Origin of the sequence: Treponema sp. Marseille-Q4523 (assembly GCF_016901105.1) — a bacterium.
GTDB lineage: Bacteria > Spirochaetota > Spirochaetia > Treponematales > Treponemataceae > Treponema_D.
The window spans coordinates 17,063-40,665 of record NZ_JAFEVM010000027.1 but is presented as its reverse complement, the minus strand read 5'-3'; the positions used below and the strand labels follow the sequence as shown (position 1 = coordinate 40,665).

The 23,603-nt window shown below is 48.8% G+C and carries 20 protein-coding genes; 14 read left to right on the top strand and 6 right to left on the bottom strand.

Annotated features, from left to right (window positions below):
* The 8 genes from JSQ97_RS09310 to JSQ97_RS09275 form a co-directional block, all read left to right on the top strand.
* On the top strand, positions 1–918 hold a 918-nt coding region (locus tag JSQ97_RS09310), incomplete at its 5' end, for an ABC transporter permease (protein ID WP_205075802.1).
* Positions 919–2,439, top strand: coding sequence for a UDP-glucose--hexose-1-phosphate uridylyltransferase (locus JSQ97_RS09305; protein ID WP_205075801.1), 1,521 nt, complete (start codon positions 919–921; stop codon positions 2,437–2,439).
* Positions 2,432–3,529, top strand: coding sequence for a UDP-galactopyranose mutase (glf, locus tag JSQ97_RS09300; protein ID WP_205075800.1), 1,098 nt, complete (start codon positions 2,432–2,434; stop codon positions 3,527–3,529). Before JSQ97_RS09305 ends, glf begins: the two co-directional genes overlap by 8 nt.
* A gap of 239 nt (positions 3,530–3,768) precedes the next feature.
* Entirely contained in the window at positions 3,769–4,629 is an 861-nt protein-coding gene (locus tag JSQ97_RS09295; RefSeq protein ID WP_187383501.1) for a class II fructose-bisphosphate aldolase, read from the top strand.
* 65 nt (positions 4,630–4,694) lie between these two features.
* On the top strand, positions 4,695–5,612 hold the full coding sequence (locus JSQ97_RS09290) for a 1-phosphofructokinase family hexose kinase (RefSeq protein ID WP_205075799.1): 918 nt from the start codon (positions 4,695–4,697) through the stop codon (positions 5,610–5,612).
* Positions 5,613–5,746: 134 nt separating this feature from the next.
* A complete protein-coding gene (locus JSQ97_RS09285) occupies positions 5,747–6,139 on the top strand; it encodes a NusG domain II-containing protein (protein ID WP_205075798.1) in 393 nt (130 codons plus the stop codon).
* A gap of 436 nt (positions 6,140–6,575) precedes the next feature.
* The gene (locus tag JSQ97_RS09280; RefSeq protein WP_205075797.1) at positions 6,576–7,001 is read left to right on the top strand and encodes a hypothetical protein; all 426 of its coding nucleotides are present in this window, start codon (positions 6,576–6,578) and stop codon (positions 6,999–7,001) included.
* 225 nt (positions 7,002–7,226) lie between these two features.
* Positions 7,227–7,835 carry a response regulator gene (locus tag JSQ97_RS09275; RefSeq protein WP_205075796.1) on the top strand — a complete coding sequence of 203 codons (609 nt, stop codon included), beginning with the start codon at positions 7,227–7,229 and terminating at the stop codon, positions 7,833–7,835.
* Positions 7,836–7,971: 136 nt separating this feature from the next.
* Here JSQ97_RS09275 and sppA read toward each other — a convergent pair whose 3' ends face one another.
* The 3 genes from sppA to JSQ97_RS09260 form a co-directional block, all read right to left on the bottom strand.
* Positions 7,972–8,937: a signal peptide peptidase SppA gene (gene sppA / locus JSQ97_RS09270; RefSeq protein ID WP_205075795.1), complete on the bottom strand. Its 966-nt coding sequence runs from the start codon at positions 8,935–8,937 to the stop codon at positions 7,972–7,974.
* The gene (locus tag JSQ97_RS09265) at positions 8,924–9,685 is read right to left on the bottom strand and encodes a DUF975 family protein (protein ID WP_205075794.1); all 762 of its coding nucleotides are present in this window, start codon (positions 9,683–9,685) and stop codon (positions 8,924–8,926) included. The genes sppA and JSQ97_RS09265 overlap by 14 nt, the downstream gene beginning before the upstream one ends.
* A gap of 95 nt (positions 9,686–9,780) precedes the next feature.
* Positions 9,781–10,503 (bottom strand): CYTH domain-containing protein, encoded by a 723-nt coding sequence (locus JSQ97_RS09260; protein WP_205075793.1) that lies wholly within the window; start codon positions 10,501–10,503, stop codon positions 9,781–9,783.
* Between the two features lie 166 nt (positions 10,504–10,669).
* Here JSQ97_RS09260 and JSQ97_RS09255 point away from each other — a divergent pair, with 166 nt between their 5' ends.
* On the top strand, positions 10,670–11,668 hold the full coding sequence (locus JSQ97_RS09255; RefSeq protein ID WP_205075792.1) for a tRNA dihydrouridine synthase: 999 nt from the start codon (positions 10,670–10,672) through the stop codon (positions 11,666–11,668).
* Positions 11,669–11,776: 108 nt separating this feature from the next.
* On the opposite strand, the gene JSQ97_RS09250 is transcribed toward JSQ97_RS09255, so the two are convergent.
* Positions 11,777–12,619, bottom strand: a complete 843-nt coding sequence (locus JSQ97_RS09250; RefSeq protein WP_205075791.1) for an Rpn family recombination-promoting nuclease/putative transposase — start codon at positions 12,617–12,619, stop codon at positions 11,777–11,779.
* A 391-nt stretch (positions 12,620–13,010) separates the two neighbouring features.
* Here JSQ97_RS09250 and nifJ point away from each other — a divergent pair, with 391 nt between their 5' ends.
* Complete coding sequence (gene nifJ, locus JSQ97_RS09245; RefSeq protein WP_205075790.1) at positions 13,011–16,544, top strand: pyruvate:ferredoxin (flavodoxin) oxidoreductase; 3,534 nt, start codon at positions 13,011–13,013, stop codon at positions 16,542–16,544.
* Positions 16,545–16,745: 201 nt separating this feature from the next.
* Here the strand turns inward: nifJ and JSQ97_RS09240 are convergent, their stop codons facing one another.
* Positions 16,746–17,576 carry an Rpn family recombination-promoting nuclease/putative transposase gene (locus JSQ97_RS09240; RefSeq protein WP_205075789.1) on the bottom strand — a complete coding sequence of 277 codons (831 nt, stop codon included), beginning with the start codon at positions 17,574–17,576 and terminating at the stop codon, positions 16,746–16,748.
* Between the two features lie 504 nt (positions 17,577–18,080).
* Between JSQ97_RS09240 and JSQ97_RS09235 the strand changes: the two genes are divergently transcribed.
* The 4 genes from JSQ97_RS09235 to JSQ97_RS09220 all read left to right on the top strand — a co-directional run bounded on the left by JSQ97_RS09235 (position 18,081) and on the right by JSQ97_RS09220 (position 22,084).
* Positions 18,081–19,475: a hypothetical protein gene (locus JSQ97_RS09235; protein ID WP_205075788.1), complete on the top strand. Its 1,395-nt coding sequence runs from the start codon at positions 18,081–18,083 to the stop codon at positions 19,473–19,475.
* 146 nt (positions 19,476–19,621) lie between these two features.
* Complete coding sequence (locus tag JSQ97_RS09230; RefSeq protein WP_205075787.1) at positions 19,622–20,074, top strand: hypothetical protein; 453 nt, start codon at positions 19,622–19,624, stop codon at positions 20,072–20,074.
* Positions 20,071–21,219, top strand: coding sequence for a hypothetical protein (locus JSQ97_RS09225; protein WP_205075786.1), 1,149 nt, complete (start codon positions 20,071–20,073; stop codon positions 21,217–21,219). Before JSQ97_RS09230 ends, JSQ97_RS09225 begins: the two co-directional genes overlap by 4 nt.
* A gap of 55 nt (positions 21,220–21,274) precedes the next feature.
* Positions 21,275–22,084 carry a FecR family protein gene (locus JSQ97_RS09220; RefSeq protein WP_205075785.1) on the top strand — a complete coding sequence of 270 codons (810 nt, stop codon included), beginning with the start codon at positions 21,275–21,277 and terminating at the stop codon, positions 22,082–22,084.
* A 259-nt stretch (positions 22,085–22,343) separates the two neighbouring features.
* Here the strand turns inward: JSQ97_RS09220 and JSQ97_RS09215 are convergent, their stop codons facing one another.
* The gene (locus JSQ97_RS09215) at positions 22,344–23,597 is read right to left on the bottom strand and encodes an HD-GYP domain-containing protein (RefSeq protein WP_205075784.1); all 1,254 of its coding nucleotides are present in this window, start codon (positions 23,595–23,597) and stop codon (positions 22,344–22,346) included.
* Between the last annotated feature and the right edge of the window lie 6 nt (positions 23,598–23,603).

Genomic DNA, 23,603 nt, shown 5'->3' with positions numbered 1-23,603 from the left:
AATGCGTACATGGCAAGTACACTTTCACTTATCCTTGTGTTCTATGCACTTGTAATAATGTGCATACAAAAGTTTTATATATCAAAGAAAAATTATGTAATGAATGCGAATCGTGTTCCTAAAATTGAAATCATACATGGTGTAAAGCTATTTTTTCTTACATTCCCTATTTATCTAGTTGTATTTATCAGTATGCTGCCTCAAGTTGTTGTTACGATATGTTCGTTTTTGCCGTGGAATTTTACTCGTTTTGAAAAAGGATTCACGTTTAATAATTATGCGATTATATTTAAAAGGCTCGGTGTAAATATTAAAAATACATTTTCATTTTCAACAGCCGCTATCATTGCCATTATTGTTTTGGGACTGATGATAAGTTATATCGTAACGAAACGTAAAACTTTAATAAGTTCAATTATGGATTTGCTTGTTATGTTTCCGTATGTTATACCCGGTTCTGTTCTTGGTATTTGTCTTATCGTCGCGTTTAATAAATCACCATTCATATTGACTGGTACAAGTTTTATAATGATCATATCGTTCATCATTAGAAAACTTCCATTTACTGTACGTTCTGGCAGTGCTTACCTTTATCAAATGGATTCATCAATCGACGAAGCGTCCATAAGTCTCGGTGTCAGCCCCATGAAAACATTTTTTATTTTGACCAGCCGACTCATGTTGCCGGGTATTTTATCAGGAGCAATTTTAAGTTGGATAGCCTGTATTAATGAACTTTCATCGAGTATTATGTTGTATGCAGGTAGAACATCGACAATTGCCGTGACGATTTATACGGAAACATTTCGAAATGCACATAATACTGCAGCGGCACTTGCCACTATTCTTACATTTACAACAGCCATTGCACTGATAGTATTTTTAAAGCTCAGCAAAGGTAAGGTTTCGGTAATTTAAATGAGTCAGATTTTTAGATTGCTTGATAAACTTACCCAGTATGGAATTGCACTTGGCTTACTTCCGAAAAGCGAGCGTGTATATGCAACAAATCTAATGCTCGATATTCTTCATCTTGATAATTATGATGGAAAATTTGTTGATGATGTCGAGCTTGCAAAAGAATTAAAGTCGTGTAACTACGGAGATATACTCGATAAAATTCTTTCAGAATTCTTGAAGTATGCGCTTGCTAATAAACTCATCGAAGATTATTTACCGTTTTACGATATATTCGATACGAAATTGATGAATTGTATGATTCCGCGCCCGGATGTAGTTATTGAACGATTTAAGGAAGATTTGAAAATATCCGCCGTATTTGCAACTGAAAATTATTACACATTTTCACAAAATACGAATTATTTACGACGATATCGTCTTGCAAAAGATGTACGATGGTCGGTATCGACCGAATACGGTATTTTTGATATTTTAATTAGTTTATCTAAACCGGAACTTGATCCCAAAACGATTGCGCTTGCAGGCAAAGTAAGATCTAGCGGATATCCTCAGTGTGTACTCTGTAAAGAGAATGAAGGGTATGCAGGGCGTATTGATTTTGCTGCGCGACAAAATCATCGGATAATTCCATGCGTATTATGCGGAGAGAATTTCAGTTTTCAGTTTTCGCCCTACGGGTATTGTTATCATCATTGTATTATTTTGAATAATGTTCATACACCGATGATCATAAACGTTTTAACAATTCGTAAACTGTTGGAAGCAGTAACTTTATTTCCGCATTATTTTGTCGGTTCGAATGCAGATTTGCCGTATGTCGGGGGATCTGTATTATCGCATGAGCATTTCCAAGGCGGATGGTATGAACTTCCGATAATGCGTGCGAAAAGTTTGAAACGCTTTAGTTTTAATAATGTACAGGTGGAGATATTGTATTGGCCGCTTTCTGCAATTCGTTTGATTGGAGATACGATTGATGTTGTGGTTGATATTGCGCAAATCGTTATCGATGCATGGTATACATACTCTTGTGGAGATATCATAGCAGAGACAGATGGGGAACGTCATAATACAATTACACCTCTTGCTCATCGATTTGGTAATCGATATGTATTATATCTAATATTCAGAAATAATCGTTGTACAAAAGAATATCCCGACGGACTTTTTCATACGCGACCAGAATATTTTCATATAAAAAAAGAAGGGATCGGTATTATGGATGCACCTGGACTTGCCATATTACCATCGCGCTTAAAGCGTGAGTTACTAATGATAAAAGCATGCCTATTGGAGCATACAAGTCTTGATGCTGCTGAAGAGACTGCAAAGCATTCAAAATGGGTACGGTCATTTATATCAAAATATAATACGATTGATAATACGACAATTGATATGATTTTACAAACAGAAGTAGGTATTGTATTTAAGAATATGCTTGAAGATTGTGCCGTGTTTAAACATACAAAACAAGGAGATGAGGAATTTGTACATTTTATAGAGGCAATACATGTATGATTATCTTGTAGTCGGAGCAGGACTTTTTGGTGCGGTGTTTGCCCATGAAGCTACGATGCATCAGCGAACATGCCTTGTCATTGATAAAAGAAATGCAGTAGGAGGCAATTGTCGAACGTATGACCAAGACGGCATCATCGTACATAAATACGGTGCACACATATTTCATACAAGTAATGAAAAAGTCCAATCATATATTACACGTTTTGCAAAATTTAATCGTTTTGTCAATACGCCAATTGCATCTTACGGTGGCAAGTTGTATAGTCTCCCTTTTAATATGCATACGTTTTACGAATTATGGGGAACAAAGACGCCGGCAGAAGCAAAAGAAAAAATACGATTACAAACCGAGAAATATCATATCGAAAATCCTTTAAATCTGGAAGAGGCCGTTTTATCGACGGTTGGCGAAGATATATATGAAATACTGATAAAGGGCTATACGACCAAGCAATGGGGGAAGTCGCCGAAGGATTTACCGGCATCAATTATTAGGCGTATTCCGTTACGGTTTACATTTAATGGTGATTATTTTAATGATTCATTCGAAGGAATTCCGATCGGTGGCTATACTCCGATTGTTGAAAAGTTACTGGAGCATTGCGATATAAAACTTAATACAGATTTCTTTAATTTTCAAACGGAATTAATGAAGTCGGCAAAAAAAATAATTTTTACGGGACAGATCGATGCATATTTTCAGTATCGGTTTGGTCCCCTTGAATATCGGAGTCTTTTGTTTAAAACAAAAAAAATTGCTGTTGATAATTTTCAAGGTAATGCTGTTGTTAATTATACGGACGAAGAAATCCCCTATACGCGAATTATTGAACATAAGCATTTTGAATTTGGTATACAGCCGTTTACTATCATTACATACGAGTATCCTTTGTCTTGGGATAAAGGGAAAGAACCGTTTTATCCGATAAATGATAAAAAAAATACGGTTTTATATGAATCCTATAAAAAACTTGCATCAGTAAATCCGTCCCTGATTTTTGCAGGACGACTCGGTTCGTATCGGTATTATGATATGCAGGACACAATAGCGGCCGCTCTTGATCTCGCCGCAAAAGAATTTACGTAAAAATTTACTTTCCCGAGTATACGGCATCGGTTCGGTAAAAGCCGACCGCTTCGGAAACGCGATCATACGCATCGTGAAAAATGAGTAAAAATCGACATGGTTGATTTTGTTGTGCTATATGGCGCCTCCGCCCGATATGCATTATACTATGGTCGCACGGCGCGCGTCGAAGCGGGATTCCGACGTGTTCGGCGATCGGAAAAAATTCGATGTTTTGGACATATTTTTTGGAGGTATATATGGCATTGGTAACGATGAAGTATGAAATGACGAAAGCGGAAAAAGGAAATTACGCCGTTCCCGCGTTTAACTTTTTTTCGTTTTCGAATCTTATCGGCATCGCACAGGGAGCGAAAAATAAAAACAGCCCCGTCATCGCGATGGCAACGGTAAACGGCATGAAGATCATGGGCGAAAAAGCGACGGTGAAGATGTGCGAAGGCGTTTCCGAAGATTACGGGATCAATATGGTACTGCACCTCGATCACTGTCAGGATTACGACATGATCCGCCGCTGCATCGACAACGGTTTTACATCGGTTATGATCGATGCGTCTTCGAAAAGCTATCAGGAAAACGTCGACATCACTTCCCGCGTCGTCGAATACGCTTCCAAGTACGGCGTAACGGTTGAAGCGGAACTCGGCCACGTTGGCGGAAAAGAAGACGACATTTCGGTGGATGAAATGTCCGCGCTTTTTACGCAGCCGGAAGAAGCGGTCAAATTCGTCAACGCGACGCACGTCGATTGCCTCGCCGTCGCAGTCGGAACCGTACACGGTTTTTACAAAGCGACGCCCAAACTCGATTTCCCGCGCATTGCAAAGATCCACGAATTGCTTCCGAACGTTCCGCTCGTGCTGCACGGCGGGACGGGAGTGCCCTATGACGACTTCCGCGAATCGATCAAACGCGGCGTGCGCAAAATCAATATCGGCACGGAATTTAAAGTGCACGGCGTTTTCGACGTTGCAAAAAAAGGATTTGCGGAATCGCAGAGCGAAGATCCGCGCGCCGTTGCAAAGCCGGTTATCGCAAAGTGCGCGTCCATCGCGGAAGAATTGATCGACGTGATGGGCAGCGCAAATAAAGCAGGCTGAGGCGAGATCGCCGCTTTAGGTCTTACGGGTATGTCGTATTTTAATAATTTGGAGGATACAATACTATGAGCGAAAAAAATGTACTTGTCGTCTGTTTGAATCCGACGTTTGAGCTGACCGTCATACTCGATTCGTTTTATGAAAACGAAGTGAACCGCAGCGGCAATTATTTTACCTTTCCTTCGGGAAAGGGCGTAAACGTCGTGCGCGTGCTGACGCAGCTCGGCACCGAAGCGACCGCGCTGACGCATTTAGGCGGAAACAGAGTGCAGGAATTTATCGACCTGTGCGATGCGGAACATATCAAGCTTGCGTATTTTACGGCGGAGAGTCCCATACGCACGTGCATCAATATCGTCAACAATGAAAAAAAGACGAGTACGGAAATCGTGGAGGAGCCGCTGCCGGTGGAAGAAGGCGCCGGAGCGCGCGCATTCGATGTATTCGATTCGCTGCTTCCGAAAACCGACGCCCTCATCATTACCGGCACTCGCGCCCGAGGTTACGGAGCCGATCTCTATCCGCGTATGGTGCAGAGGGCAAAAGAAAAGGGAAAACTCGTCGTACTCGATATGCGCGGCGAAGACTTGCGCCTCTCGCTTGCTTCGCGTCCCGATGTCATCAAACCGAATCTTTCCGAATTGATGGCGACGGTGGAAAACGGACGCGTTGTTTTGGAAAACGAAAATTCCGATGCGCTCCGTGAAACCGTTCGCTCCGTTACGAAAAACATATTCGATACCTACGGGGCCAAGAGCGTTATAAGCCGAGGCAAATTCGATACGTGGGTGTACGACGGAAGCGAGTTTTTCGCTCTTCCGAATAAAGACGTACCCGTCGTCAATACGATAGGCTGCGGAGATGCGCTCACCGCGGGTATGACGCATCGACTGCTTGCAGGCGATTCTCTGAAAGAAGCCGTGAGCTTTGGTATGGAGTGCGCGCTGAAAAATGCGCAGTCGCTCCGGCACGGATTGCGGTAACGGCGAATATAAAAAATAGAGGCTCCGAACGGCAACGCCACCCGGAGCCTCTACCGTCCAACATAGTTGGACATCGGAGAGAGTTTATCAGCTTATTTACAAGCTTGCATAAAATATACTATAGTGTCGGCGTAATGTCAAGCATTTTTTTTAATTTCTTTCGAAAAATAAAACTGATCGATATCGCCGTATTCGCCGTCTTTGCGGCCGTCACGGTGTATGCGTTTTCTTTTGCGTATCGAGGCGGTGCGTCGCGCAGGGAACTCGTCGTGCATACGCCTCGCGGCATCTTTGCGTACGATATGTCGAAAGACAGAATTATCGATATCGAAGGTGCTATCGGCATATCCCGCATCGAAATCTCAGGCGGTACCGCGCGTTTTCTCGATTCACCGTGTCCGAATAAAACCTGCGTGCAGTCGATGCCGATACGTGAAACGGGCGAATGGTCTGCGTGCCTTCCGAACCAAGTGTTCCTCAGAATAGAAGGCGGCAGCGCAGGGGCGGTCGACGCGACGGTTCGGTAAGCGCAAAACGCCGCATTTGTTTTTAATAACCGGACACTTCAAAAAACTCGGTTAGATTTTAGAGGTTTTTATTTTTGCGTTTTTGCTTTTTATTTTCCATCCGGTTCGCGAATCAACTGAATGTTGCGTTTCGAACACACATAACAGTGTGCGGAGCGACCTTCCGGTTGCGTGACAAAACGGTCGGAAAAGTGCGCGATGCGGCGTAACAGCGGGAGACTCGCGTGCGACTTTATATGTTCAGCTTGCGGAAGCGGCGACTACCGTTTTTGCATAATCGTATTTTCAGGCGAAATCCCTGCGTGATATACGTGTTTCCGCCGATTTACAAAACTCGACGTTCGCTCTACAATATACTCGTTGCGAGGTACGCGCACGACTAAAAACTTTTTCGGATGTTGCAACATCCTGCAAAAGTTTTTATAGGAGATGTCGTATGAAACATATTGAAAAAGGTATTGCCGTTTTTGCAATTTTTGCCGCACTCGGTGTTTTCGCTTCGTGCAAATCGACAAAGCGGGGCGGAGCCGTGACGGAGTACCGATACGGCAGGGCCGGCGGCGATAAAGCCGGTTATACCTTTTATCGATTTTACGGAAACGATACGTTTTCGCGTGGTGCCTACGGCAGGGACGGTTCGAAATCGGGAGAGATCGAAACGGAGCGGGGGACGTATTCGGGCGATGCGGCTGCCGAAGGGACGCTGACGCTTACCGTAACGTCGACGTTTAATGCGCTCGGCAGCACATGGCTCAGCGTATCCGCGCCCGAAGCCGAAAGCGGAAAAATTGCCGGCGATACGTTTGAATTCAACGGCATCCGCTATGTGCGCTACGACGGCAAAAACGTCGGCGAACGCTGATTTTGCTGCGTATCGGTATTACACATTAGAAATTGAAAAAAACGTTACCGGTTTACACGGAACCGACCGTTTTCAAGTCGGAAAATCTTCGGCTTGAGGGCGGTTTTTTTTGTTCGAGAAGACGGCAGCAAAAACCGATTTCCATACGGTGCCTTTTCGAACGATTGCTCTTTCCGCCGCGATCCGCTATACTATAAATTATTATTGAAACACGGATATGAGTCTATGGCGAAAAAAATCGAAAAGCCGGTGATATATTCCGCCCTTGAAGTTGCGAATATCTGCGGCGTTGTAAATCAAACGGCGATCAACTGGATAAACAGCGGCTATCTCAAAGCGTTCAAAACGCCCGGCGGTCAGTACCGCGTGTACCCCGACGATCTTGCCGATTTTATGAGCGAGCGCAATATGCACATCCCGATGAGACTGCTCAGTGCGTGCACGGATCGCGCGGCATACAATTCTTCGACGCTGCTCGTCATCGACGACGACAAAACCTTTAATACGCTCGTCGCACAATTTCTTCGCGACCGTTTTCCGGAGCTTGAGATAATTCAAGCCTTTGACGGCTTCGATGCGGGCGTGCAGCTTTTTTCGAAAAAAACCCGATGTATCGTTTTGGATCTCAATCTTCCCGGTGTCGACGGCTTCGAACTTTGCCGCAAAATCAACGCCGACAATTCATACGGAAAACCCGCCGTCATCGTCGTAACCGCGCTGGAAAGCAAAGAAGATGAAAACCGCATCGTCGATCTCGGCATCGAAAAGTTTTTCCGCAAACCGCTGAAACTCGAATTGCTCGCCGACGCGGTCGACCGCGTATTCAAAGATTGATACAAGGCTTTATAAGGGCGGCTTTTTGCGATTGCATCGCAAAAAACAGGCTTTTCGGGGTTCCGCCTTTCGGCTTCATTCCTGCGCTCGCTTTATGCTCGCTTCGGAACTTTCGCCCCTCCAATCCTTGCCGCATTTACTTTCGATAAATATACGCCGGATATGAAATGCCGAGCATGAGTTCGCTTCGGATCGCATCGGGGATGAGTGCGTCGGTTTTTCCCGCTTTGCTCGCCGCTTCCGAAAGCCTTTCCAAAAGCGATTCTTTTTTTTCGTAGCGATACGTCGTTACGACGCTTTCATCGTCATCGAGTTCTTGTCGAAGAGAAGCGAGCGCATCTTCCCACGTTCCGATTTCATCGACGAGTCCGTTTTTTTTCGCTTGGGACGCGGTATAGATGCGGCCGTCGGCAAGTTTTTTCACTTCGCCGATTTTCATGCCGCGGCTTTTTGCGACGATGGCGGTAAACTGTTCGTACGCTTCGTCCGCGATCGATTGCATGACGGCTCTCTGTTCGTCGGTGAGCGGCGAGTTGATGTTGAGCATGTTTTTGTTTTTTCCCGCGGTGATCGTTTCGACTTTTACGCCGAGCTTTTTAAGCAGTTCGGTCATATCGACCGATTGACTTGCGATGACGCCGATCGAACCGGTGAGCGTATTGCGGTTTGCGTATATCGTTTCGGCGGCGCACGAAATATAATAACCGCCGGAAGCTGCGAGCGTCGCCATGTACGCATAGACGGGACGGCCGGTGTGCTCCGTATAATCGCACAGTGCGAGATACACTTCGTCCGATTCGTAGACGCCGCCTCCGGGAGAGTCGACGGTCAGCAAAATCGCTTTGTTTTTTTCGTCGTCTTCGAGAGAGCGGATCGTGTCGATGAGCCACTCGTGATTGTACGTTTTGTTTGCACTTTCGATGACGCCTTCGATATACAGCGATGCGATGTAATTTTTCCGCACGATAAAATTGTTAAAAAATCCCGTGCTGCCGTCGTATCGCGATTTGTCCGTTGCGATCGTGTAGACGCCGATGCCCGCCGCAATGAACAAAATGACGATGAATACGATGATGCCGCCGCGTTTTTTATTTTTTGCCATAGTGTTCTCCGTTAACGTCTCCGATATCTTCAAGCGTGACGACGCCCGATTCGAGCGCGCCTTTCATAAGCGCGTGATACGCGTTTACGCATGTCATCGTTTGATACGGTATGACCCACAGCGATGCGATGCCGAATGTTAAAACGCAAAGCAGTGCCCATCCTAAAAAACTCAAATACAAAACGAATAATTCCCCTTTATGCCCTTGAGTGATTTTTTTGCTGATGTCGAGCGCCTGCACTACCGATACGTGAGGGAATTCCGCAACGATAAAAAAGGTCTGCGAATAGGCTATTAGTTTGACGATACCGGGAATGATAAAGAGGAGCATCCATAAATACGTCCAAAGCCGGCACCACAGCGCCGCTCCGATCGCGCGGAGCCAGTATGCAAAGCCCGCAAAAAAATCTCCGAACGATACGGGTTCGGGACCTCGCGACATTTTCAAATACACGCAGAATTGCGCGATTGCACAGACCGCTATTGTAAAAAACACGAGCCACGGTAAAAATGCGATACGTTCGATCTCTTTTTGATAGTTGCTTATGATCTTTTGAAGCACGTAGCGGCTTGATTGCGCGGCTGCGGCATTCAAAAGTTCGCTGTACATTGCAAGCCACAGTTTAATTAAAGGAAGCGATAAGAGGAGTACGACGAGCACTGTGATGAGCGTCATAAGCGCGGGCACCGTCCGCCGCTTTTTTAATTGGATGCGCGCAAACGATTTATACTTTTTTCTGTCGAACATAATTTCTGCCTCTTGATGATGATAAACGATAATACACCTTTCTTCAACCGACGTGTGCGACCGTCTGCGATTTGTCATCGTTTGCCGCCTGCGGTTTATCGAGGACACGTGACCGTGTGCGATTTATTGTCGTTTGCCGTGTGCGGCTTGCGAGTACCGGCATCCGTAGTTTTCCGTTCATTCGCTTCGTCGAGCATATCGCTGTAATAGCGTCTTTCGAGCGCGCTTTCATCGATACCGCACTTTTTGAAAATAGACAGGATCGCGCGTTTCGCGTCTTCCGTATGCGCATCGTCTTTTGCGAGCACTTCGATTTCGAGAAAGTCTCCGAGCGGCGGTACGGTACACAGCTCGATGTGCGCTTTTCCCGCCTCCGTTTCGGCATACCACTCTTTAATAATTTTTTCTTTTACGTGCGAAATGCCGCCGCCTGAGTCTTTGATAAACGATTCGATCGCATCCGTTTCGGAAAGCGTACATTCTTTTTCGTCGTTCACTTCGATGGCGATGCCGTCCGCATCTTTACGCAATTCTTTCCGTTTATACGTGAACGTGATTTTTGTTTCGCCCGTTTTTTTGAAAACCGTTTTCCGTATGCGGCAGCCGATATGGTCCTGCACCGCTGTATTTTCCGAATGCACTTTTGTGTCAGTGCGCTTCGAGGGTGACCTCTCCGTATCGGTCGGCACGCAAGCGAGGGGCAGCCGGTAATAGGTATCGCGTTTTGTGAGCATGCCTGTATATTCGGCAAAAGAATCGAGTGTGCGGGCGACTTCCCGGCGGTCTTCGACATGCGCTTTCAGTTCGATTTCGTACATAGCGCATTGTAGCACGGGAGCCCCTTTTGCAAAAGCGCCCGCATTGTCCGCACAGCTTGCAACGGGCGCTGAGCGCGAAGTTTTCCGAGCAGCTTGCAACGGCCGCGGAACGCGAAGTTTCCCTGCGGCTATTTTATCGATTTTTGATACGTGATATAGTAGCGCTATGAAATTGATCTGCGCGCCCGTCGCGACGGTTACGCACGCGGCGTTCCGCACCCTCGTCGAACGCTTCGGCGGCTGCGACGAATATTATTCCGAAATGATAAACGCGGCTACCTTCGTCAACGGCGGCCCCTTTGAAAAATACTATGTCATTCCCGATCCTGCGCCGGAAAAAACGGTGTGGCAGATCACCGGACGGAAAGCCGAACACCTTGCGGAAGCCGCTTCGATGATCGGCAAGCTTCCGGGAATCGGGATCGATATCAATATGGGATGCTCGGCTCCGGACATCGTTAAAAGCGGAGCGGGTGCGGCGTGGCTTTCGAAAGATGCTTCCGAAACTCGCGCTATGGTGCGGAGCGTAAAAGATGCGCTTCAGGCTTCGGGAAAGAGGCTTTCGGTAAAGCTCCGCCTCGGCGATGAACACTTTACCGACGAGCGGTTTTTTTCGTTGTGCGATATGCTCGTTTCCGAAGGCGTAACGCTTTTTGCATTGCACCCGCGCACGAGCAAAGAAAAATACCGCTCGCCTCTCAGATGGGAATACGTCGAACGCCTTGCCCTGCGATATGCGAAAGAAGGTGTTTCCGTCGTTTTGAACGGCGGCGTACGCGGTGTGCCGTCGATGCGCGATGCCCTGTGCGCCTCCCCTCACGCTTCGGGCATTATGATCGCACGGGGAGCGATCGAAAAACCGTGGCTCTTTGCCGAACTTGCCGCCGACTTGCGGCACGAAAGCTTCGATGCGGTGATCGACCGCGAACGGCTCGCCCTCGATTTTATCGATATGCTTGAAAAATATCAGCCCCAAGAATTTTGGAAAACCCGTATGCAGCGTTTTTTCGCGTATTACTGTCTCGGTTTTTCGTTTGCGCATTATTTTCAAACGCGGATGCGAAACGCAAAAGACACCGATGATGCCCGCGCCCGCATCCGCGATTATTTTCAAAAACAGGCAGACGACGTACTGCTTTATACGGGAAATGCGAAGCGCGCCTGATGCCTTTGTTCCGAGACGCAAGATGCGGCGCATACAAAAATATCACGTGTCTTTGATAGCACGGAAATCAATTTTTACCTAAAAAGCCCGGATATCGAGCTTCACATATTACAGTTTTCTAATTTCCGCTTCCGAGAGACCGGTCATAAGGCGAATCTCAGAGAGCGGGTATTTGCGTTCAGCCATCAGCTTTGCCGTTTCCCGTGCTTTTTGATATGATCCCGCGGCGATGCCGTCGCGTCGACCTTTGCGTATTCCCCGCTCAAAACCGATCTTTTCACCCTGCTGTGAACCCTCTCTTAGTAAATCATCTTTCCAAATATTCAACGACATATATACGCTCCTGAACTTTTCGTTCCGTTTCGCTTTTTCGACAAGCTCATCGATGTGCTGTGTAAAACCGCTCGTCGCCCGCCTCTCGCAAAGATACTCCAACAAAGCGCTCAATTCAGGCTCTCCCTCTTTACCGTAGGCACCCACATTATAAAATACTTTATACGATTTGTCATCAAGAAAAAGCGTACCGTCAGCGGTACAGATATTACGAAACTCGTAGACAGGCAAGCCTTTGCCGAAGGGATCCTGCGTACAGATAAAAATGACGTAGCTCTCTTTCAGTTCGGCGTAGCTTTGTCCTCTCAAGAGGTTATCGACATCCATAAGACTTTGGTAATAGCGCGTGCGTTTGGGAAGAGAGGGCGGGATCGACGTTTGTATTTCGATATCGAAGATGCGCTCGGGGTCTGAGACATAGACGTCGAGGCGTATGCCCTTGCTTTCGTAAAAAGGCGCGATCGTTTTTTGCAGCGAGGGATATTCGATTTTACCGACTTTGATGTGTAATAAGCGCTCCAATACGCCTTTACAAATTCTTTTGTTTTTCATAACAGTGCCGAACATAAAGTCGTCGGTAAAGGAGAGTTCGTCGACGGGTTTATGGGTATATTCCATAGCTGCACCTTCGATTGTTGAGATAGCGCGGCAAGGAAGCCGCTGCAATATATATCGTTTACAAAGTGATAAATTACGCGGTTTTTTGTAAAAATAAACGGAAACATCGTTTCCTGCGCGGGGAACTTCGCACTCCGTGCTCGTTGCAAGTTGCGCGGGGAACTTTGCTTAATGTACGGCACATGCCGTATCGTGTCTCTTTTCCAAATAATTACCCATTACGCATTACCAATTACAAATTGATAAAGCACATTACCCATTAACAATTACTCATTGAAATTCCGTGTAAACGGCATCCGCACCCTTGCAAATCCCTGCCATCGGGTGTAAAATAGACGGTGCGAATTGATACTCGTTTCAAATCAATACATTTCAAGAAAAGGAAGCTGCCATGGCAACAGAAGAACAGAAAGTAACGCTCGACGCCAACACTGCGGTCGGACGCGTTGCACATGCGCTGAGCGAAGTAATTTCGATTTATCCGATTACTCCGTCCAGCCCGATGGGTGAGGTTGCCGACGATCTGTCGGCAAAGAACGAAAAAAATATTTGGGGCACGGTGCCGACGGTTGTCGAAATGCAATCGGAAGCGGGAGCGGCGGGCGCCGTACACGGTGCGCTGACGGCGGGCGCATTGAGCTCGACGTTTACGGCTTCTCAGGGCTTGCTCCTGATGATCCCGAATATGTACAAAATCGCGGGCGAACTGACGAGCACGGTATTTCATATTGCGGCACGTGCCGTCGCAACGAGCGCCCTGTCGATTTTCGGCGATCATTCGGACGTTATGGCGTGCCGTCAAACCGGCTGGGCTATGCTCGCGTCGAACTCCGTGCAGGAAGCGCAGGATATGGCGGTCATCGCGCATTCGGCGACGCTTCGTTCGCGCATTCCGTTTTTGCACTTTTTCGACGGATTCCGCACATCGCATGAAATCCAAAAATACGATGAAGTTTCGTTCGATGAGATGCGCGGCATGGTGGACGACGAACTCGTGCGCGCTCACCGCGCCCGCGGTTTGAATCCCGAACGGCCGGAAATCCGCGGTACCTCGCAAAATCCCGACGTATACTTCCAGAGCCGCGAAGCGGTCAATAATTATTATAAAGCGGTCCCGGCGATCGTGCAGAGCGAAATGGCAAAATTCGCAAAGCTTACCGGACGCAAATACAAACTCTACGATTATGTCGGTGCAAAAGACGCGAAATCGGTTATGATCATCATGGGCTCGGGCGCGGACACGGCTCACGAAACGGTCGAATATCTGTGCAAACAGAAAGGCAAAAAGGTCGGCGTTGTAAAAGTACACCTGTACCGTCCCTTCGCTGCGGATAAATTCCTCGCGGCGATCCCGGAAACGGCGAAAAAGATCGTTGTACTCGACCGCACGAAAGAACCCGGCTCTTTGGGAGAACCGCTCTACGAAGACGTGTGCACGGCATTCGAAGAAGCCGGACGCAAGGCTCTGATTGTCGGCGGCCGCTACGGTATCGGCTCGAAAGAGTTTACGCCGGCGATGGTCATTTCGTGCTTCGAAAATCTCGACGCGAAAGACAAAGTGAAAAATCACTTTACGATCGGTATCAACGACGACGTATCGAAGACGTCGCTGAAATACGATCCCGATTTTTTCATCGCCGAACAGGGTATGACCGAAGCGATGTTCTACGGTCTCGGTTCCGATGGTACGGTCGGCGCGAATAAAATCGCAATCAAAATCATCGGCGACGCGCGCCCCGACCTCAACGCTCAAGCGTATTTTTCGTACGACTCGAAAAAATCCGGCGGCATCACGGTGTCGCACCTGCGCTTCGGCAAGCGGACGATCCGCCGCCCGTATTTGATTACGGCCGCCGACTTCCTTGCCTGTCACAAATTCGCATACATGGACGTGTACGACATGCTCCAGTATCTGAAAGAGGGCGGAATCTTTTTGCTCAACAGCCGCTTCGATAAGGAGCATGTTTGGGAGGAGATCCCCGTCGAACAGCAAAAACGTATCCTCTCAAAAAAGGCGCAGTTCTACGTCATCGACGCGTTTAAGATCGCGGAAAAAGCCGGCATGGGCAACCGCATCAATATCGTCATGCTCGCTGCGTTCTTTAAGATTTCGGGCGTTTTGAAAGAAGACGTCGCCGTCGAATACATGAAGAAATTCATCGCGAAGACTTACGGCAAAAAAGGTCAGGACGTCGTCAACAAAAACATTTCGACGATCGAAATGGCGCTTGCCGCCGTCGAAAAAGTCGATCTCAAAGGCAAAAAGGTCGGCGGCAATTTCCACATGGAATCGGCGATGAAAAACACGAACGATTCCTTTATCAAAAACGTGCTCGGCGCTATGGCCGCTCAGGAAGGCGACAAACTGCCGGTCAGCAAATTGCCCGCCGACGGTACTTTCCCCACGGCGACGACGCAGTACGAAAAACGCGGTATCGCCGAACGGGTAGCGTGCTGGGATGAAGCGACGTGTATCCAGTGCGGCAACTGCGCTCTCGTGTGTCCGCACGCGTGTATCCGCATGAAAACGATGACCGACGATGCGGCGGCGAAAGCTCCGGCGGGATTCAAGAGCATCGAACTGAAGCCTGCAAAGCCCGGACAGAAATTCGTGCTCGCCATCTCCGCCGACGACTGTACCGGATGCGGACTGTGTGTATATACGTGCCCGACACAGCCGAAAAAATCGCTGCACATGGAACTCTTTACGCCCGAATACAAAGAAGCCGAAAGCAAAAAATGGGACTACTTCCTCGGCTTGCCCGAAGTGGACGCTTCGACGCTCAACCTCGCATCGGCCAAAGGTCTTTCGATGAAGCGGCCGCTTTTCGAATTCAGCGGCGCGTGCGCGGGCTGCGGTGAAACGGCGTACATCAAAACGGTGAGCCAGCTTTTCGGCGACCGCGCGATGATCGCAAACGCGACCGGCTGTTCTTCGATTTACGGAGGCAACTTGCCGACGACGCCGTACGCGCAGAACGCGAACGGACAGGGCCCGGTATGGAGCAACTCGCTCTTTGAAGATGCGGCGGAATTCGGTTTCGGTATGCGCCTTACGGCGGAAAAGCTCGCCGAATATGCGCGCGAAGTTGCAGCCAAAGCGAAGGAAAAGGGCATTGCAGCAAAAGAGATCGATGCACTTCTTTCGAACACGCAGGCGGACGATGCGGCGATCGAAGCGCAGCGCAAAAACGTCGCGGCTCTGAAAGCGATTTTGAAAGACAAAAAAGACGCTCTTTCGAAAGAGCTTTTGTCGCTTGCCGATCACTTTATTAAAAAGAGCAACTGGATCATCGGAGGCGACGGCTGGGGCTACGATATCGGTTTCGGCGGCGTCGACCACGTACTCGCTCAGGGACGCAATATCAATATCCTCTGTCTCGACACGGAAGTGTATTCGAATACCGGCGGACAGATGTCGAAAGCGACGCCCTTCGGCGCGGTTGCAAAATTCGCGGCGGCGGGAAAAGACATCGCGAAAAAAGATTTGGGTATGATCGCGATGAGCTACGGCTATATTTACGTCGCAAAGGTTGCGATGGGCGCAAATGCCGCTCAGACGATCAAAGCGATCCGCGAAGCCGAAAGCTACGACGGCCCGTCCCTCATCATCGCTTATTCGCACTGTATCAACCACACGATCAATATGAGCGACGGTTTGAAGCTGCAAAAGCAGGCTGTCGAATGCGGACTGTGGCCGCTGTACCGCTACGATCCGCGCCGGAAAGAACAGGGACTCAATCCCTTCCAGCTCGATTCGCGCGAACCGAACTACCAGCTTGCCGACTATATGTATGCCGAAGGCCGCTTCAAAGCGCTGAAAGCCGCGAATCCCGAGCGTGCGAATATGCTGCTCGAAAAAGCGACTGCAGCCGCAAAGCGGACGTGGCAGGAGTACGACTACCTCGCCAAGCGCCCGTTCTGATCGGCGTATGTGCAGAGTACGCGTAAAGCGCATAAAAATCGTACGAATGTAATGTAACGAAAACGGCCGTCCGAAAAGGGCGGTCGTTTTTTTATGACTATGGTTTCAGATATCCTTGCCCCGTAAAAACCGTCCTTGATATACGGAAATCAATTTTTACCTAAAAGGCCGGATGTCGAGCTTTTTGAAAAGCAAATGACACTACAGTTTTTCGATTTCCGCTTCCGAAAGACCGGTCATAAGGAGAATCTCAGAGAGCGGGTATTTGCGTTCAGCCATCAGCTTTGCTGTCTCTCGTGCTTTTTGATACGATCCCGCGGCGACACCGTCGCGTATTCCCCGCTCAAAACCGATCTTTTCACCCAGCTGTAAACTTTCTCTGCGTAAGTCATCTTCATGAATATTCAACGACATATACCAGCTCCTGAACTTTTCGTTCCGTTTCGCTTTTTCGACAAGCGCATCGATGTGCTGTGTAAAACCGCTCGTCGCCCGTCTTTCGCAAAGATACTCCAACAAAGCGCTCAATTCAGGCTCATCCTCTTTACCGTAGGCACCCACATTATAAAACACCTTAGCGCTTTTGTCATCAAGAAAAAGAGTGCCGTCGGCGGTACATACGTTGCGGAATGTATAAACGGGCAAGCCCTCTCCGAAGGGATCCTGCGTACAGATAAAGATGACATAGCTTTCTTTTAGTTCGGCGTAGCTTTGTCCTCTCAAGAGGTTATCGACATCCATAAGGCTTTGGTAATAACGCGTACGTTTGGGAAGAGAAGGCGGGATCGACGTTTGTATTTCTATATCGAATACGCGCTCTGGGTCTGAGACATAGACGTCGAGGCGTATACCTTTGCTTTCATAAAAGGGTGCTATCGTTTTTTGCAGGGAGGGATATTCGATTTTACCGACTTTGATATGCAAAAGACGCTCGATGACACCTTTGCAAATTATTTTGTTTTTCATGACCGTGCCGAACATAAAGTCGTCGGTAAAGGAGAGTTCTTCGACGGGTTTATGGGTATATTCCATAGCTGCACCTTCGATTGTTGAGATAGTGCGGCAAGGAAGCCGCTGCAATATATATCGCCTGCAAAGTGATAAATTACGCGGTTTTTTGTAAAAATAAACGGAAACATCGTTTCCTGCGCGGGGAACTTCGCGCTCCGCGCTCGTTGCAAGTTGCGCGGGGAACTTCGCGCTCCGCGCTCGTTGCAAGTTGCGCGGGGAACTTCGCGCTCCGCGCTCGTTGCAAGTTGCGCGGGGAACTTCGCACTCCGTGCTCGTTGCAAGGTTGCGCGTGGAACTTCGCTCGATGTACGGCACGGTGTCACCTCGCGTTCTCATTGAAATGGGAAAGGCAATACCGCCTCATATTAACTATTGAACATTACCCATTACCAATTAAAGGAATTACCCATTACACATTAACAATTACCCATTAGAAAATATTCATTGAAAATTGATTTCCATGCTCTTGATAAAACCGTACGAAAAAGTTGTTTTTATTTATTATTTATGATATACTGCTAGCGGATGGTTTCGTTTTTGATAAAATGCGGAATCGAACCGTACGATATACCGTTTTCGATCGTTTCACCGGCGGGCGGTGAGCACGGTATGCGCGGAGGAGTGAGCGTTATGAAAAAATCGATTTTTGTCGCAGCTGCGGTTTTTTTCTGCCTCATCGTTTTGTCCTGCAGCGATGTGTTCGGCGGCCGCGAAACGGAGGGCATCGCCTTTACGGTTCCCCCGTTAGCGCCGCAAAGCGTTTCGTCCCCTGCAAGGGCGGCAGCCGGAGGCGCGGAAGGGCCGTGGTCGATCTACGGCTTTTTGTTCGGTGAAGATGCCGATCCTGCCGAGATCAACAATATTGTCACTAAGCGCAGCGATCCGCTGAGTCTCCACGAAGTGCAGGATTATAGGGGGATCATTCAAGCCGTATCGCGGAAGGGAGCCGATCTATCGCAGCCGCAGCCGCTCTTTTTTCAGCGCATACCAGCGAAGACGAAGTGCTTCGTATGCATTCTCGTCACGTATACGACTTCCGCAAAAACGGAGCATACCGTTTTTTACGGGATTTCGCCCGATTCCGTCCTAAATCAGTATGGAGCGAAACCCTCTTTTACCGATAATTTTTATACGCCCGATACGGGAGAAAACGAGATTTCCGTTACGCTGAAAAGGGATTCACAAGTGCCCGTCTGTTTTGCGACGCAAAACGGAGCGAGCTTACCGCAAGAAAGTACGCCGTATAAGCCGACGCACTTTTACGGGAGTCACGGCGGTAATATGACGGGTGCTTTGGGCGCTGTAAAGGGTTTACCGCCGGGCAAAGCGGGCGTCATCATATTGATGGACGATATCGACGTTTCCGGCAGCTCCGGCATTCCGATTACAACGGAGAGCGGTGCCATACCTTACTACTTAAACGGCCGTTCCGTCGATTTCGATTCGATTTCGGGAAAGCGATGCAAACTGAAAGCGAACGAGTTTTCCGTTTCCAGCGATACATATCTTTCTTTTAGAAATATCCTCATTGCCGCCGATGGGGGGGCCGTTTCGATAAACGAAAAAGGCGAGTTGCGGCTCGGCGGAGCTGTAAGTTTGGATACAGGAAAGAAGATAGTCTTGGAAACCATGCGGTCAACCGAGATCGGAAGCATCATCATAACGAGTCCCCTTTCCGGTAAAGTCGGAGAAGTAAGCGTATCGTTCCGAGATCCGACCAGCGTGGATGAGATGAAAGACTACTTAGAAGACCACCCCCTTGTGCGTGACGATACGGGAAGCGCGGATGTACCCGCCTGCTTCGGTTCCGTGGTAACGGTTACATGCCTGGTTCCCCCCACCCCGCATGCACAGGCTTCGTTTACCGCACGGTGGAAGCGTATCGGCGGAAATCGGTGGGCGTTGGAAGCCCGCGATTGAGCGTGCTTTATCCGAACGAAGGAGTCGTACGATCGAGCGCGCTGCCGCAAAGGTCGTGCGGTTTTTATTGCGGGGTGCGGCACAGGCGGCGCGAACGCAGAGAATGTGCATGTAGAGATGCTGTAATAAAGTGAGAGGAGATGCAAATGAAAAAAATGTTTGTCTTGCCGGCCGTCTTCGTGCTGTGCGTTACGGCGTATGCCCAGCGCGCGGATTTTGTCACCCGCCTCATCGGCGCGGATAAAGCGACGTACGGGGAAGTGTGCTATCTTTCGGCCGTGTATCAGGGCTTTGTTGACGAAAACGCTTCGTACGACGATGCGCTGCGCTCGCTTGCAGAGCGGGGGCAGGCGCCCGCCGGTGCCGACGTCAACGGGACGGTAACGCTGCAGGAGCTTTGCCGACTTATGACGAAATTGTGGGACATCAAAGGCGGACTTATGTATCGTGTGACCAAACATTCGGCACGCTATGCGTTTCGGCAGCTGAAAGCGGACGGCATCCTTCCTCCGACCGCCGATCCGTCGAAAAAAGTATCGGGCAGCGACGTATTGAATATGTATACCGCGTGCTTACGGAAGTACGGAGGTGCGGAATGAAAAAGATTTTATGTGCGGTCTTTGCCGCGTTTATACTTGTACCGCTGTCAGCGTTGGACTGGGGCGGTAAATTCAACACGACGACGAAATATCAAGGGAAAAAAGCCGGTTCGCTTTTTTGGAATGAAAGTCTTGGAGCCCATGCGTGGCTTACGACGCCGATCAACGAACAGCTGCGCTTCGGTGCCGACGCTTCGTATGAGTTCCGCTATGATCAGGACGGCGATCTCGTAAAAAATATTATCGATATAAATCTCTTAAAATTGTCGGGAACTTTTCACGTCGGTAAAACCGGTATGTTCGAATTCGGCGCCGGCCGCTTTTCGCTGAGCGATGCAACGGGCATCATCTTCAGTCAGATGAACGACGGCGTCTATGCGAAATATTCCATACCGCGCGTTTCGGCGAGTACCTACCTCGGCATAACGCGGCTGCTCAACAGCCACGATGTCGTCATCCTCCGGCACTTTTCCGATACGACGGTCAAAACCGAAGACGCATCAGCGGTCTACGTGTTAGGTCCTTCGTACATTCCGCTCGGTTTTTCGATAAACATTCCGTCCTTGTTTTTAAATCAGGATATCACGATCGAAGAATGGAACTTTATCGATTTTTCCGGCGACGACTATCATCGGCACTACGGTACCTTGATGTTTTCCGGCCCGATTTTGAGCAATCTGTTTTATTCCGCGTCGTCGACGCTCGGTACGGAAAATATGCGTACGATCTCCAATCTTATTAAATTGTCGCTGTCGTTTTATCCGGTCAAAGAAGCGTCCGTCGGATTTTCCGGCATATACGCGTCCGGCAATAACGGAGGATTTGATTCGTTTCGGGGCTTTTCGTCGCAGACTGCGGTTCTTGCGTCGGAAACCGCGGGCTTCGGTACCGAATACGACGGCAAGATCAAAACGATGCTCACGGGTTCGTACACCTTTTTGTCGAATATCTGTGTTGCGCCTTCGCTCGCGCTTGTGTTCGCTTGTCCTGAAAAGATTTCGTACAACGGTTTCCAATGGCGGCTCGATGCAATGTGGAATATTTTCCATGACCTGCAGCTTTCCTCGAGCATATATCAATATATAGGCAAAGACAAGGAAAACGATAAAATCTGTTTTTCGCTCGGAGGAACGTTCGTTTTTTAATCGAAACGAGTGTCTTCACGTTATAACGATAAATATTGACAACAGGAGGTTGTTTATGAATTGCGTTACGATGATCAAAAAATCGATTTGCGTTGCGTTTGCAGCGCTCTGTATTGCGCTTCCGCTGTGTGCGGCTTCGGCAACGGTCGTCTCTGCGGAAGGTAAAGTGGAAGTGGAGAGGGGCGGTACATGGGTGCCGCTTTCCGCAAACGATACGGTTTCCGAAGGTGAAACCGTTTCGACCGGATTTAAATCCAAAGCCCTGCTCCGTTATCAAGGTTCGGTGCTGCAGGTCGGCGCTTTGACGCGCATTACGCTCGAAAAGCTCGCCGAAGGTGAAAAAAACGATACGGTCGCCGTCTATTTGAACACGGGCGCGATAAAATCCACGGTGCAGAAAACTGAAAATCGCCGCGTAAACTACACGGTGCGCAATCCCGTCGCCGTCGCTTCCGTGCGCGGTACCGAATTCGATTTTGCAGGGGACGGTGCCATTTCATGTGCGGACGGTGCGGTCGTCACCTACAGTGCCCGTCTATTCGATGCATCGGCTGCGAGCGAAGCTCCCTCTGAAGGCGAATCGAATGCCGCAACGCCCGCAACCGATATAGCACCCGCAGCTCCCGCCGGAGCCGTCGTCGTGCTGCAGGGGCAGGCCGTCGCATTCACTTCCGACGGTATGAGTTCGAGTCCCGCTCAGTCCGCATCGGCAGCCGCTTCCCAAGTAGCCGCTACGGTCAGTACGCCGGTCGAAACCGAAAGTGTCAGTACGGGTGCTGCAGGTTCCGCCGGCGCCGCCGCCGCGAGCGAAGTCATAGCGAAAAATACCGGCACGATCAAAGTACGCGTTGCGTTCGATGACTGACGTGCGAAGCGCCGTATAAGGTCAATTTCGCGGAATTTGATCGATGACCTCGCCTCTCAAGGGCGAGGTTGTTGTTTTTTAAAGATAGTGCAGTCGAATTCGATTTTTTATTTTGACGATTTTAGGCTTTACCTTTGATCTTGCAAAGATAAATTGAGTAGTAACGAAATAGATTTCAAAATAAAATGAAGCGAGCCGATAAAGTGTAAAACTTTTCGGCTCGCCTGCGCGCCTCCCTCTCTTTTTACATGCACCGATTTTATTCTCCGGTTTGTGCCGTGCCGTTTCCGGATTGCGTGAGCGTTTTCAATATGTCTTCGAGTTCCTGTTTGTCGATCGGCCGCATGATCTTTATATCGTTGTCGTCGGTTTGCAGCGTTTTCGGAGAACCGTCCGTATCTTTTTCTCCGAGCAGCTGTACGATCGGATTTTTCGGATTGTCGGGATTGACATCGATAACCTGAGCCGTCTCCCCGTTTGAAAGGTAGACATAGGTGCCGATAGGGAACAGCGATATGCTGTATAAAAGCGCTTTGATGACGGTTTCATCGTATTGCCGGTTTTCGTTTTTGAGCATTTCGACCATTGCGGCGAAGGTGCTGCGTTCGGTCTTATATTGCCGCGGCGCGATGATCGATTCGAACGAACATACGACCGCAATTATCTTCGCGTAGAGCGAAATCTTATCGCCGGTAAGACCGCGCGGATAACCCGTGCCGTTTTCACGTTCGTGGTGCTCGAAAATGGCGAACTGCACCGCTACGGGAAACTGCAGCGTTTTTGCGATCTCGAATCCGATGAGCGGGTGTTTTGAGATTTCATCCCGTTCTGCGGGGGACAGCTGTTTGTTTGAAAGATAGAGCTGCGGCGGCAGGCGCAACATACCGATTTCGTGGAGCATACACGAAGCGCCGAGTTCGACGAGCTTCGACAGGCTCATGTGCAGCTGAAGACCGATCGCGATCGCGAGTACCGTCGAACGCATCGAATGCGTGACGATAAAATTTTTTTTGATCGTATCGTCGGACGGGGTGATCCTCAGTACGTATGTGCGGTTTTCACGGATAAAGACGCACAGGCTTCGAACCGTTTCTTCCAGATTTTTGTAATCGATTTGTTTATGCGTCGCATAGTGCGTATATATGTGATCGATATAATCCATATATTCGTCGTATACGTTTTGTACGGCGGCGAGGCGCGCTTGGTCACTGTTTTCGAGCGTGCGCATACGTTCGGCATCTTCAAGCGTACGTTTTATGCCGCTGCTGAGCGCAGGGGCGGGGTTATCCTGCGTCAGCACGACCGGTTCCGCTTTTACACGCTCTGACATCAGAGCATCGACATTTACATTGCCTTCGCTGACGACTTCACTGAACTCCCACTCGGCAAGAGCTGCAATCACCGTTTTAGGAATCGGAACTCCTGCCGGTTCGATGATGAACAGCATATCGAGGAGCACGTCCTTATTAAAGGAGATACCGTCTTTTATAACGCTCAACTCAAATGTATTCATATTACA